Raw genomic sequence first — 12,445 nt, 5'->3', positions numbered from 1 at the left:
CGGCCGGCGGTGGTTACCAGGCCTTGTGCCAGTACAGCGAGTTGGTGCCGGCACGCACCGGCGCCGCTCCACTGTCGTCGTGGGTCCAGCGGGTGTTCGGGGTGTTGATGTACTCCATGCCGTACGTACCGTCGGTGACCGCATGGAGTCGCTGATGGTTGATCCGCGCGCTCCGGTCATAGATCACCTTGTGGTCGGCCTTCATGCCGGTGGCGCTCCAAGCTGGCACGATGTAGTCGAAGTCAGAGCCGAAGAGCGTCCAGTCGGTCCCGTGCGCGCCTTGTGGGTTCTCGATCTGATTCTGCAGGAACGCCGAGTTGATCTGCATCTCGTCGCACTGGTTGAAGCGGTTGAGAGGGTTTCCGCACAGGGCGCTGACGGTGGTCCCGCTATGCGGGGTGCCGTAGGTGACGACGTCCTCGACGTACAGGTACGGCGGGAACCAGGGGTTGGCCTTGCTGACTTCGGTGAGTGCGGAGCGGATGACCAAGCCGCCCATGGAGTGCGCCATGACGTCCACCGACTTGCCCTTGGACGAGTAGGAACGGTAGATCTTCCACGCGAGATCCCGGGCGATGTCGGTGAGTGGCGTGTTGCGGTCCCCGAGCTGGGTCTTCTTCGCCTCGTCAGGAGTGTCGTCGGTGTAGTACCAGTTGCAGTTGCTGTCGCTCTGGTAGTAGCCGTAAGTGCGAAGTTCGCCGGTCCAGCCCTGGGCGGTCATCGCGCCCTGGGTGGCCTTCCACCAGTCACCGCAGTCGTATCCCCAGGGCACCGGGTCACCCAGGAAGGGCCGCTCGTGGAAGCCGTGGATCATGATGACCGGTTCGTCGACACTGTCGTCGCGGGGCGGCGCGGCTTCTGCCGCCGCCGGCGAGGCCAGACCCAGCAGCATCGCCAGGGCTGCGGTCAAAGCTAGGAGCAGCGCGGCTCCGGCGCCGCGCCTCCGCCCGGTTCTGCGTGACGTAGAAGTAGCTGTAGCTGTAGCTGTAGCTGTAGCTCTTAAGTGCATCTCTCCTCCTGCTGACCTGTTTCGGATGCGGATGCGGATGCGGATGCGGATACTGCATGCTCCGCACGGCCGAAGCTAGGGTCAGGCCCCGAACGGGCGCATCGCCCGGTGGTTGGACGTCCCGTCTACTGCTCTCGTTTGACAGAGGCCACATGTCAAACCAACGCCTTACGCCTGACCGTCACGCACCCGCGCGGCCTCACCATCCGCTACCACAAGACCGCCGAGTCCTACCAAGCCCGCCGTCACACTCGCCCTCGCTCCTGATGTGGGCATGCCGTCCCGACTACGAGCGACGATCGCGCCGAGGCGACGATGCCAAGTTCGCGGATCGTGGTGGCCGCACTCCGCGGGTCTTGCAGCGACACCGACACATCTGCCCCCCTGACCGTCGCTGTCGGCATCGCCGGCTGCACCGGCGGCACCGGCTCACTCGCGCCGTACAACTTCCGCGGTACAGCGGAAGTTGTACGGGGGGTCAACCCACCACTGGACGCGCATCCCGGACGTCGCTCGGTAGCTTCTCCGAGCGACCGAGGGTCTCGGATCCTCCTTCAAACGAGAGGAACGGCATGAACATCCAGCGGAAGTTGGCCCTTACTACGGCGGCCTTTGCCCTTGTCACGGGATTCGGAGGCGTGTCCGCCTCAGCAGCGACCCCGACCTCGGCAGCGGCCGCGTGCAACACTCAGACTGGCCCCAATCTCGACCGCGGGTACGGGATCATGAAGGGGACGTACAACCTCAAGAACATGTGGTACTCGTACTGCGACAATGTTGACCGCGTCGAGAAGGGCAAGAAGCTGTACTTCCACTGCTGGGTGCAGAACTCCCACGGCAACGTATGGGTGTACGGGCGCGTCGCGGAAACCCGGACACACGGCTGGATGTCCATCGACAACTTCGACTGGAACAAGAGCGAGACCACGGGCGGCCCCTGCTGGTGAGGCCAGGGCGGTCGGCGGTGAGCGGCGTGGCGAGCCACCCGTAGGGCCGCGCCCGGGCGGCGCCGGCGAGTGGCCCGGCCACTGCGGTGGTGCTCATGCTGGCCGCCCGCTGGTGAGCGAGCACGCAACCTCAGCACGGTCGTGACGTGTTCACCATCGAGAGGGAGGACGGCCCTGAAGGATGGGCCGTTCCCGCGACGGAAACCGGCAAGCGGATTGTGTGCCGGTCGCTCGATGTATCAGGCCCTGCCGTGAGTACGGCTTGGCCCGTTGGGTCGGACAGCTACCGGTCGTAGTCCCGCTGTAGAGCGGACCGCGGTGTGGCGGTACGGCCGCGCCGCAGCCCCATCAGGTGGCGGCCGAGGGAGACGGCCTCGAGACCGGTCGTCAGCCTCGCGCCGCCGGCCCCCTGGTCGCTGACTCCCCCGACCAGCACGAAACTGCACGTGCCGGCCCCGCGGTGGGAGGCGGCACTGGGGGCGACGCCTTCCTGGTGAAGATCACAACGTGACGAAACGGGGGCGGCCAGTGCGCGCCGACCGCCCCCGTCCCGGTCAGCCTGCCGGGAAGAACTGCACCAGGTAGCGCTCGATTCCGACCACGGGCTCCCCGGAGTCCCGCAGTGCGGCCACCTCCGCGCGCCCCGCACAGTGGACACGCACACGCCACCAGCCCTCCCTGCCGAGCCCGATCAGTTCGTCGGTGCGTCCCAGGGTCGGTGTCCACACAGCGACATCGCCGCTCAGCGACTCAAACTCAGCCTCGTCCTGCACATCCCACGCGGTGACGTCTTCGCTGGGCGGAGGCTCGCCCCACACCTGGACCTTAACCTCGGCGGTATGGAAGTGGCCGGCGCTGGTCACGTCCACCCGACCCGGAAACGTGTTCACGAACGCCGCAACGTTGATGCCGTCTGGATACTCAACCGGCAGTTCAGCATCCCAGGACTCCTGGAACGTGAACGTGAAATCGTCCACGAACACCTCAAGCCGCTGCTCCCGCACTCGCGCGACCACGGGCTCACTCCTCGTCCGGCACCGTCAAGCAACGGCCACGATCGTATAGCTGGGCTCCGGTGGGCCGATCGCTTCACGTCACCAGCCGGTTCGCCGCTGCGGTGGGCTGCGGTCCGGCATCGCGAGCGCGGGCGGCCGCGCGCTGGGAGTTGTCTTCAATTGTCACACCCGCATCAGGAGGGACGCGCTGGGCGACGGCTGCTGGGCAGGACCCGGCGCTCTTGTCGAACCGGTCGCGATCTGGCACTGGTCCCCCGGTACATCAGCCCAGGCCCAATCCATGCCGCCGCACGAAAACGGACGTGGCAGCCTGACGGGCAGCCAGGCGGCCACGATCATCCTCCCGTTCGGCGCGCCGTCCGCCCCGCCGAGCGCGGCCCCGGAGCCTGCGTGCTGCGGGGTGGCAGTGTAGGTGTCGGCGGTGTCCATTTCTCCTCGGTGACGTCCACATCGGTGACGGTGGCCGCCCACGGGCGCGCCGACGAGGAGAGGGAGACGAAGGTGACCGTGTAGGTCGCCCTGGAGGCGCACGGGTTGCACCAGGGCGGATCCTCAGCACGGTCAACGCGTCTGCCTGGCCCCACCGGTGAGGCGGCAGGTTCTGGCAAAGAGTGCGGCGCAACAGGCCGGCAGCAGACGCTTCCGCTTCATCGATTGTTGATGCACTGTCAATCCGGGGCGCTTAGGTTCCGGAAGCGCCCCTCGCGACCCCGCCGCCCGACCGGTTCGGCAGGGACGGTCACGAACCCCTGGAGTGATCAAGTGGAACGTCGTAGTTTCCTGCGTGGAGCAGTCGTCGGCGGCTCAGCAGCGGCATTCGGGTACACGCTCATGCAGGGCGCGGCCTACGCGGCGCCGGCACAGAAGGGCCCTGGTCCGTACGGAGCACTCGGCACGGCGGACTCCAACGGCCTCCAGCTGCCCAGCGGCTTCACCAGCCGGGTGATCGCCCGGTCCGGCCAGAAGGTCGGCTCCACCACCTACACCTGGCACAACGCCCCCGATGGCGGTGCCTGTTTCGCCGACGGCACGGGCTGGATCTACGTCTCCAACTCGGAGGTTTCCTCCACCGGCGGCGCGGGCGCGATCAAGTTCAACTCGACAGGCTCCATCACCGGTTCGTATCGGATCCTGTCCAACACCAACCGCAACTGCGCCGGCGGGGCGACCCCCTGGAACACCTGGCTGTCCTGCGAGGAGGTCAGCACCGGCTACGTCTACGAGACCGACCCGTGGGGCGTGAACGCCGCCGTACGCCGCGATGCCATGGGCCGCTTCAACCACGAGGCGGCGGCCGCCGACCCGGTCCGCAAGGTGATCTACCTGACGGAGGACGCGTCGGACGGCTGCTTCTATCGGTTCGTTCCGTCCACGTGGGGCAACCTGTCGGCGGGCACGCTCCAGGTCCTCAAGGCCGGAACCGCTACCTCCGGCAGCTTCACGTGGGCGACTGTGCCCGACCCGGACGGCTCGCCCACCCCGACCCGCGACCAGGTCTCCGGCGCCAAGCTGTTCAACGGTGGAGAGGGCTGCCACTACGCCAACGACACCGTCTGGTTCACCACCAAGGGCGATGGCCGCGTCTGGCAGCTCAACCTGGCCGCCGGCACCTATGAGCTGGCTTACGACGACTCCCTGGTCGTCGGTGGCGGAGCGCCGCTGACCGGCGTCGACAACGTCACCGGCTCGTCTTCCGGCGACCTGTACGTCGCGGAGGACGGCGGGAACATGGAGATCTGCATCATCACGCCGGACGACGTGGTCGCGACGTTCCTGCGGATCAACGGCCAGTCCTCCTCGGAGATCTGCGGCCCGGCCTTCTCGCCGGATGGCAAGCGCCTGTACTTCTCCAGCCAGCGGGGCACGAGCGGCAGCTCGTCCGGCGGCATCACCTACGAAGTCACAGGCCCCTTCCGCAGCTGACCGGCCCACTGCCACGAGCCGCGCAGGCCCGCCGCAACGAGCCCACGCCTGCGGGCACGCCAGAAGCACCCCTCCGCACGGTCATCCCCGCCGACCAAGTCAAGCCCGAGGACATCGCCAAGCCGGCGACAGAGGGGCCTTCCCTTGGACTGGGGCGGCCCCTCGGCTCCGCAGGCTTTCGGCACTACGCCCTGACTGCGGACACCAGCAGGGTGCCCGATGTGCCCTCTTCCGGCGCGTCCAGCACGCAGGCCTCGACTCGCGTGAAGTGTGCAGCGGGGCAAGACGCCCGGCGATCAGCGGGAGCAGCTCGTCGGGGTCGGTGAACCACAGGGCGCCCCACACCGAGTAGACCGCGTCATACACGCCGTCGTCCTGGCGGAGGAAGGCGCACGCGTCCGCGTGCTGGAACGACACGTTCGGCTCGGCGGACCACCAGGAGCGGGCCCGCTCGACCTGGACGTGGGAGAGGTCGACGCCCGTCACCTTGGTTCCCCGCCGGGCCAGGAACACGGCTTCCTTGCCCTGGGCCGGCCCCAGGTCCAGGGCGTGCTCGGGATGGCCGAGCAGCTCGGGGCCGGGCCCGTGGCCGGGGTACTGGGTCCACTCGAACTCGGGCCGCGGAGCGGGCTCATCGGGGCCGCGGGCGGGCAAATAGCGGTCCCAGTACTCGGCGGCAGTGCGCGGCGCGGTGGGCATCGAGCTCCTCAAGTGGCCGGTGGGACCCGCTCTGTGAGCTGGTCACCGTACCGGCCCGCCGCCCCCTGGTTCAGGGAGCGACCCGCCTTGCCCGTGCCTGCACGCGTCGGGGCCTGGGGCGTTCATCAAGTCCCCAGGCCCGACCGTTTTTTCCGGTAGTTCAGTGGCAGTTCGCGCCCGGCCTGCAGGGGCCGCACCTGCTGTAGTCCGCCTCCCAGAGCTTCCAGTCGACCTCGAATCCGGCGGCGGCGAGGATCTGCGCGGTGCGCTCGACCGAGCCGTCGTACGTGAAGGCGATCTCGGGGTTGTGCTCCAGGAACCGGCTGTCGAAGTTCGTCGCGCAGAAGCGGTAGCCGGAAGGGCTGCCTGCCCGGGCTGGCGCTGAGAACCCGCCGTGATACCTCCGAAGCGGGACTGTAGCGCTCGATCCTGGTGTTGCGGACCACCTCTGCAACCGCGGGTCTGCCCGTCATGTCTCCCTTTCCATGACAGCCAAGCAGAGGCCGCGTTCGGGGCCAGATGATCGGGAGTTGCGGCTGTGGAAGGCCGGTTGGGCCCTCGCGGTCACCTTCGCTGCCGCTGTCCTGGCGGCGGGCAGCGTCTTCTACAGCCTTGTCGTCCTGCTGGACATCCGGGAGATCGACAGCACCGCGAAGCTCGATGCGAGCACGCTCGTTGACCTGGTGAAGCTCTCCTTTGGGGTGGTCGCGGGGGCCGGTGCGCTCGTCGCGCTGGTGGTCGCCTACCGCCGCCAGCGTGTCGACGAGGCAGGCGCACACCGCGAGGCCACCCGCCTACACGCCGAACGGTTCACCGCCGCCGTCTCCCAGCTCGGTGACAACTCCCCGGCCGTCCGGCTCGGCGGCGTCCACGCCCTGGTCAGCCTCGCTGACGACGCCCCCGACCACAGCCTGCGCCAAACATGCATCGACGTCCTGTGCGCCTACGTCCAGCTTCCCTACCCCCCCGACCCCGGTGATGACCCCGCCTGCCAGGACGAGCACCACCGCTACCTGGCCCTCCGTAAAATTCGGCACACCATCCTGCGCCTCATCGGCGACCGCTACCGACGCCCCGAGACAATCCACGGCTCCTGGCAGGGCTTCGACCTGGACCTCACCGACGTCACCATCGACGGCGACATGAACTTCACCGGCGCGGTGTTCTCCGGCGGCACGGTGTCCTTCACCGGCGCGGTGTTCTCCGGCGGCACGGTGTCCTTCGACACAGCGTCGTTCTGCGGCGGCACGGTGTCCTTCGACAGAGCCTCGTTCCGCGGTAGCACTGTGTCCTTCAGCGGCGCAAAGTGCTGGGTAGGAGAGATGTCCTTCCGCGATGCGTTGTTCTCCGGTGGCGCAGTGCACTTCGTCGACGCATCCTTCTCCGGCCCCGGGAGGCTCTTCAGCGGCCTCAAGGTGTCCTTCCGTGGCGCGGTGTTCTCCGGCGGCGAGGTGTCCTTCGTCAACGCGCAGTTCGTCGGCTGCGCGGAGTCCTTCGTCCACACGGTGTTCTCGGGTGGCACGGTGCACTTCAGCTCCACGGACTTCCACGGCGGCAAGGGCTTCTTCCGGCACGCAGAGTTCTCGGGCGGCAGGGTGTCCTTCGACAGAACGTCGTTCTTCGGGAGGGAGTCCTTCGTAGGCACGGTGTTCTCCGGCGGTGAGGTGTCCTTCAGTGAGGCGAAGGGCTCAGCTCCCGACGGGCTTCTCGTTGCCGTCGGCACTCCAGTCCCTGCGACCGTCACCTTGCCCCCCACCTGGCTGCTTCCAAATCCGTAGCTACCGCACCTGTGCGCTCCCACTCGGTGTGGTGGTGTGGTCAGCGGTGCAGCGCCACCACGTTCTCTGCCACCGCACGGGCCCGCTCCACCTGCTCACCGCGCAGCTCCTGCAGAAGCGGGACGACGTCCGTCGGTGCGCCGCGGGACCAGGTGCCGCTGCTGTCGACGCGCTGACGGCGGTAGGCGACGACCAGAGTGACTAGCGCGCCAACTCCGGCGAAGACTCCGAAGGAGAGTTTCACCAGGTCGAAGAGGGACTTCGCGTCGAGCATCGCGCTGCGGTCGATTACCCGGAAGTCCAGCAGGACCACCAGGCCGTGGAAGACGCCGCCCGCGACCAGGACCGCAACGGCGAAGGTGACCGTGAGAGCCCGGCCCACCTTCCACTGATCCGGAGGTATTGAGACGGGTGCTAAAACGCATCCAGATCCGAGCCCGCGGATCGACCGACCCAGGGCTCCTTAGGGGACGGCGCCCCCTTACGACAAGTACGCCAGGACCGCCGTCGCTAGGCGGGATCTTGCGGGAAGAAGCTCAGGGGCTGGAGCGGCGGCGCATTGTCTGCGCAGAGCACCCCGGCGGCTGCCGCGTCGAAGCCCTGGGGCCAGACCGTGGTGGCGTCGGCCACCGCTTTGGTGAACGTCGCCCCCGTCAAGTCGGTGCCCGTCAGAACCGCGCCGCGCAGATCAGCCAGCTCGAATCGCGCGGCACCGATGACGGCCGCTGTCAGGTCGGCATTGCTCAAGTCCGCCGCGCGCAGGTCGGCGTCGTCGAGCCGGGCGTGGCACAGCAAAACGGACCGCATCGAGGCCTGTCGCAGGTCGGCTCCCAGAAGTATGCCTCTGACCAGCCACGTTCCGGACAGGTCGACTCGTTGCAGCCGGGCCCCCTGGAGATGCACGTTCGTCAGATCGGCGTAGTGCAGGTCCGCGTCGACGAGATCCGCTTGGTCCAGCATCGAGCGTCGGAGGTCCACCCGCTGGAGACGAAGTGTCAGCCCTGCGGGGCGTGGAGCGCGGCCGAGCACGGTGACCGCCGCGTGCACATCCGGGGAGCGTAGGACCAGCAAGGTGTCACCCGCGTGCGCCAGGGCCACTTCACCGCTTCTCGCCATCTCGCCAGGGGCGGGGCGGGCTTCGAGCGGTGTGGCGAGTGCGTTGCGTTGCGCGAAGAGGCAGAGCACCTCGGCGACGGTCCCGCGATCGTCCCGTGAGTCGACAGCGACCCTCTCCAGAGCGAAGACCGCTCCGATGCGTACCTCCACGCTAGGGCTGCCCAACTGCTCCACCGCTGCGGTAAACCGCTCGCTGAGCTGTCCGTACCGCGTCACCTGCAATTGCCGCCAGGTGAAGAAGGCTCCAACAAGCAATGCCACCCCGGCCAGCCCCTGCAGCAGCGTGGTCCGAAGGTCGTTGATTGCCTGCGCGCGGTCCGGAACGCGGGCGCCGGCAGTGTCCCAGGCCAGGAGATGGCGCGGCGCCACGACGACGATCAGCGCGACGAGCAACACGCTCACGACTGCCGCACCGACGCCAAGTACCCACGCCCGGCCGGGCTTTCGCACCCCAGAGCCCCGCGCCGCAGGCGGCGACACGTCCCGCACGAGGTGTCCGGGCAACGCTGCGGGCCTTCTCCTTCTACGCGCCATCCCAGGTGGCTGCGTCCCCGCGCCCGAACTCAAACGCGGGGCGCGCATACCGCGCCGCTGACCTCAGCTTCGTTCGCAAGGCAGGCCGGTGGGCTGAGAGTGAAGTCACCAACCACCGCACCGGGTATTGCCCAGACGTCACCTCCTGGCCGACCGTCGCTCGCGCCCTGGAAGATCTGGGGCTCGGTCGGCTGGCGGCGGCAGCCGAATCCGGACGTTGTCACGGCTGCGCAACAGCACCGCACGCCTCGCGGTTCACCCCGGATTCCCGGCTAGCGTTCCCGTCGCCAGCGCTGGAGACCCGGCGGCCGTCCAACGGCCGCGGGACATTGGAAGGGAACCTCATGAGGCTCAAGCAACTCGGCAGGATCAGTACGGCTGGTGGGCTCACCGTCGCAGCGGTGGGCGCATCGATCGTCTTCACACCGTCCATGGCGTCCGCGGACAGCACCTGGGAGTGCTACGGCAAGCAGGTCAAGCGCTGTGCGACCGTATGGTGGGACGACGAGGCCGACACATACCGGGCACGGGCGAAGATCACCGACAGCGCCGGCGGTGGCAACTACACGGTCAAGGTCAACGACGTGAAGCTCCTGCGCTTCAACGGCACCAGGACGCTGACGGTGAAGTCCGCCAAGGACGACGACGGCTGGCACAGCACCCAAGACCTGGCAGGCACCTCGTCGGTCAACCCGTGCAGGTGGCCGACGAACAGTTTCCAGGTACAGGCGAAGTTCACCTGGAAGAAGCAGGGCGGGACCGCGAGCACCAAGACCTGGCGCCCCGACATGGGCTGGGGTCACGCCTGCAACTGACCGTGTCCGCTCCGGTTCGCTGCCCGAAGCGAACCATCGCGCTCTCGCTCCGGCCAGGGGCACCTGCCCGCCGCCCCTGGCCGGTCCCCGTACGCACGCATTGAGGACACGGTTATCACCTCCTGATCCCCTCGCGCTGCGATGTCCCCGCCGGTCGCGCTCAGCGGGGAGAGCCAACGACATGCTGCGCGTCCATTTCAGCCACGCCGACCCGGCCCGAATTTGGATCGCCGCCGTACCCGGCACGCTCTGGGACATCGCGCGTCGAGCAGGCACCGGCTCATGTCACGGAAAGGGCGCCGGGCCACGGCCACGCTGCGCGAACTGGCCATCGGCGCACTCCGCCTCACCGGCTACGACACCATCGCTACCGGCCTGCGCAAACACAGCCGCTACGCCACCCGTCCCTGACAACCCTCGACATCAACTGATCCGACAGATCCTCTGAGTGCCGCAGCCCCGGGCTGACACGTCGAGTGCCGGGAGTTGGGCGCGACAGCGGCAAGCATCCATGTCAGCTCGTACGCGGACATGACCGGGGAGCGCCAGGTTCGTGATGTAGAGCGCGTGCCTCGGCACCGGCGAAAGGCGGCCATGCGATCCGGCAGGATGGCCGCATGTCCCACACCCCAATACACCCATCACAACCCTTCGACGAGAAGTGGATCGCCCAGGCCCTCAACGGTTTCATCGAAGGTTCCGGACACTGGGGACCCGGCACGCTCGACGTGTTCACCGAGGTCGGCGACTACCTGACCGGGAGCGGCGAGGAGGCGCCCGCGCGGTACCTGGGCTGGAACTGGTACCGGTTCATCGGCCGGTGCGGCGCCGTGGCCCTTCGGGCGAGCTCCTTCCACGTGCCGGACCATTTGCGCGCGGTCCAGCTGGCGATGCTGGATGTATGGGCAGAAACTCCCTTTGCCGACCCGGAGGCTCGCGCCCGGATGCGTACGGGCGTCCTCGAACTCGCCGACAAGGACAGGCGTGCCGCTCGGACTCACGAGGGTGCGGTGGTCGCTCCGCACGGGCTCGGCGCCGGCAAGGACGGGCAGCGTTTCGTCGAGTTGCACACCGGCACCGCCCAGCCGCCGGCACCCGGTCGGATCACGGCCACCGAGCCGGTGCCCGCGGCCGGTTGGGACACACCTGACCGCCTACGGCGCCTCGTGCACCTCGTACGGCAGAAGGGCCCCGCACCCTGGGACCGCGCGGCGGCCGCGCTGCTCGCCGAGCGGACCGGGCTGAGCCGGGCCGGTGCCGCGCTGCTGCTCGCCGGAATACCCGATGTGAAGTACGGGTACCGCGGACTCGATGCCGAGGCGCGCAAGGTGATGGGACTCAAGCAATCCGAAGCCGAGGCCGGTGAAGGGGAGTTGGCGACCTTGCGGGTGGCCGAGCGCCTCGACCTGCTGGCCGACGTGCTGCCCGCGGACCCCGGACAGCTGTGGCTGGAGGGCGGGCAGCTGGCGCTCGCCGAGCGGATCGCCGAGGCCTGGCGCAGGCAACAGGGCGTACGCCCCGCCGTGCCGGAGTCGACGCTCGCCGTCGCCGCCGAGCACAGCGACATACGGATGGCCCCGGCAGCCGTGTGCGCCGTGTTCGCCGATCCCGAGCGCGAGCCACGGCTGACCCGCGACCCTGACACCCGGCTGCGAGTCAACAGCATCAGCGGCGCCGGCTGGGAGGGCGACGAGGGATTCCGTTTCAGGGAGCTGCTCGCCGTGGTCTGCGACGCCGTCGACTGGGTGTACGCCGAGCTTCCCGAAGGAGATCCCATACGCCGGGGAGTCCCCGAGACCATACGGCTGCTGCGGGAACGCCTGGCTCACCCGGGGCTGCTGCTCTCCGCCCGTGGCCGCAGCCTGCGCGGCCGCACCGTGGCAGACCTGCTGCCGGGCTTCCCCGGCGCCCTGCCCTATCTGGACGCCGCCGAGCCGCTTGTCCATCCCACGCTGGACGACGGCCTGGTCGTCGTGTCCGAGGCAGGGTTCGACCGCCGCGGTGAGCGCGAGGCGCCCGGCGTGTACTTCCGGCCCGGCCGCTACGGGGCCGACGAGCGCTCGCGGCGCCTGGAGGCCGTGGTCGACACCGAGGACTCGCAGCTGGCGCTGGTCCGCCGGCTGCGCGGTCCCGAGTTCGAGCGGATCGTGCAGCGCATATCCGAGGCGTCGTTGCCGCCGGGCGGTTACGAGACCGATCCGCGGCTGTCCGCCCCACAGGTGGTCGAGGAGGCGGCCGCCACCACTGGTCTGGATACGGACGCCGCCACTTTGTATCTGCAACTGCTCGCCCTGCCCGTGCCCACCGACCGCCGTATCCGCCGCTTCAACCGGTGGACTGGCGTGCACCACAAGGCCGTTGCGGCCGCACTCGTCGAGGCCGGTCTGGCGGTCGCCGACCGCAGGGCCCGGGCCGGGCGGGGGGTGTTCCTACCCGGCGACTGGGCGGTCGGGGACAAGTTCTACCCTCCGATGGAAACCTGGAAGGCCGGGCTGCTCGGGGTCCGGGTCATCGGGCGCAAGGTCTATTCCCAGCCGGTCGCCGGCCCTCTGCCCGAACTCTTCGCCCGGGCCTGGCGGACGCGTCCCCACTGAGAAACCGTCTTTGC

The 12,445-nt window shown here is 68.7% G+C and carries 11 protein-coding genes and 1 pseudogene; 7 read left to right on the top strand and 5 right to left on the bottom strand.

Annotated features, from left to right (window positions below; all coding sequences use genetic code 11):
• Window positions 1-13: 13 nt before the first annotated feature.
• Window positions 14-910, bottom strand: a complete 897-nt coding sequence (locus ACZ6ZP_RS18645; RefSeq protein WP_469407527.1) for an esterase/lipase family protein — start codon at window positions 908-910, stop codon at window positions 14-16.
• A 737-nt stretch (window positions 911-1,647) separates the two neighbouring features.
• Between ACZ6ZP_RS18645 and ACZ6ZP_RS18640 the strand changes: the two genes are divergently transcribed.
• Both ACZ6ZP_RS18640 and ACZ6ZP_RS18635 read left to right on the top strand, forming a co-directional pair.
• The gene (locus tag ACZ6ZP_RS18640) at window positions 1,648-1,956 is read left to right on the top strand and encodes a hypothetical protein (protein ID WP_361473405.1); all 309 of its coding nucleotides are present in this window, start codon (window positions 1,648-1,650) and stop codon (window positions 1,954-1,956) included.
• Window positions 1,957-2,090: 134 nt separating this feature from the next.
• Window positions 2,091-2,252 (top strand): annotated as a pseudogene (locus ACZ6ZP_RS18635) (hypothetical protein); the annotation flags it as partial.
• Between the two features lie 258 nt (window positions 2,253-2,510).
• Here ACZ6ZP_RS18635 and ACZ6ZP_RS18630 read toward each other — a convergent pair.
• Window positions 2,511-2,972: a hypothetical protein gene (locus ACZ6ZP_RS18630; RefSeq protein ID WP_383825079.1), complete on the bottom strand. Its 462-nt coding sequence runs from the start codon at window positions 2,970-2,972 to the stop codon at window positions 2,511-2,513.
• Between the two features lie 762 nt (window positions 2,973-3,734).
• Between ACZ6ZP_RS18630 and ACZ6ZP_RS18625 the strand changes: the two genes are divergently transcribed.
• A complete protein-coding gene (locus tag ACZ6ZP_RS18625; protein ID WP_468617195.1) occupies window positions 3,735-4,895 on the top strand; it encodes an alkaline phosphatase PhoX in 1,161 nt (386 codons plus the stop codon).
• A 99-nt stretch (window positions 4,896-4,994) separates the two neighbouring features.
• Here the strand turns inward: ACZ6ZP_RS18625 and ACZ6ZP_RS18620 are convergent, their stop codons facing one another.
• Window positions 4,995-5,594, bottom strand: a complete 600-nt coding sequence (locus ACZ6ZP_RS18620) for a class I SAM-dependent methyltransferase (RefSeq protein ID WP_469407526.1) — start codon at window positions 5,592-5,594, stop codon at window positions 4,995-4,997.
• A 530-nt stretch (window positions 5,595-6,124) separates the two neighbouring features.
• Here ACZ6ZP_RS18620 and ACZ6ZP_RS18615 point away from each other — a divergent pair.
• Entirely contained in the window at window positions 6,125-7,372 is a 1,248-nt protein-coding gene (locus tag ACZ6ZP_RS18615) for a pentapeptide repeat-containing protein (protein ID WP_361473417.1), read from the top strand.
• Window positions 7,373-7,412: 40 nt separating this feature from the next.
• On the opposite strand, the gene ACZ6ZP_RS18610 is transcribed toward ACZ6ZP_RS18615, so the two are convergent.
• Both ACZ6ZP_RS18610 and ACZ6ZP_RS18605 read right to left on the bottom strand, forming a co-directional pair.
• A complete protein-coding gene (locus tag ACZ6ZP_RS18610) occupies window positions 7,413-7,754 on the bottom strand; it encodes a hypothetical protein (RefSeq protein ID WP_469407524.1) in 342 nt (113 codons plus the stop codon).
• A 128-nt stretch (window positions 7,755-7,882) separates the two neighbouring features.
• Window positions 7,883-8,890 carry a pentapeptide repeat-containing protein gene (locus ACZ6ZP_RS18605; protein WP_469407522.1) on the bottom strand — a complete coding sequence of 336 codons (1,008 nt, stop codon included), beginning with the start codon at window positions 8,888-8,890 and terminating at the stop codon, window positions 7,883-7,885.
• Between the two features lie 476 nt (window positions 8,891-9,366).
• On the opposite strand from ACZ6ZP_RS18605, the gene ACZ6ZP_RS18600 reads away from it, so the two are divergent.
• The 3 genes from ACZ6ZP_RS18600 to ACZ6ZP_RS18590 all read left to right on the top strand — a co-directional run bounded on the left by ACZ6ZP_RS18600 (window position 9,367) and on the right by ACZ6ZP_RS18590 (window position 12,431).
• Complete coding sequence (locus tag ACZ6ZP_RS18600) at window positions 9,367-9,837, top strand: hypothetical protein (RefSeq protein WP_351167738.1); 471 nt, start codon at window positions 9,367-9,369, stop codon at window positions 9,835-9,837.
• Between the two features lie 282 nt (window positions 9,838-10,119).
• On the top strand, window positions 10,120-10,248 hold the full coding sequence (locus tag ACZ6ZP_RS18595) for a hypothetical protein (RefSeq protein ID WP_383825062.1): 129 nt from the start codon (window positions 10,120-10,122) through the stop codon (window positions 10,246-10,248).
• A 206-nt stretch (window positions 10,249-10,454) separates the two neighbouring features.
• Window positions 10,455-12,431, top strand: a complete 1,977-nt coding sequence (locus ACZ6ZP_RS18590; RefSeq protein WP_383825059.1) for a hypothetical protein — start codon at window positions 10,455-10,457, stop codon at window positions 12,429-12,431.
• Window positions 12,432-12,445: the final 14 nt, after the last annotated feature.

The sequence above is a fragment of the Streptomyces sp. NPDC054047 genome, from assembly GCF_055585065.1.
The sequence above is the reverse complement of the archived record's forward strand: the minus strand, read 5'-3'. Positions and strand labels throughout refer to the sequence as shown.

Excerpts from the sequence above, each read along its gene's own strand:
- ACZ6ZP_RS18620 (WP_469407526.1), bottom strand. The coding sequence starts at position 5,594 with ATGCCCACCGCGCCGCGCACTGCCGCCGAGTACTGGGACCGCTATTTG.
- ACZ6ZP_RS18600 (WP_351167738.1), top strand. The coding sequence starts at position 9,367 with ATGAGGCTCAAGCAACTCGGCAGGATCAGTACGGCTGGTGGGCTCACC.
- ACZ6ZP_RS18595 (WP_383825062.1), top strand. The coding sequence starts at position 10,120 with ATGTCACGGAAAGGGCGCCGGGCCACGGCCACGCTGCGCGAACTGGCC.
- ACZ6ZP_RS18590 (WP_383825059.1), top strand. The coding sequence starts at position 10,455 with ATGTCCCACACCCCAATACACCCATCACAACCCTTCGACGAGAAGTGG.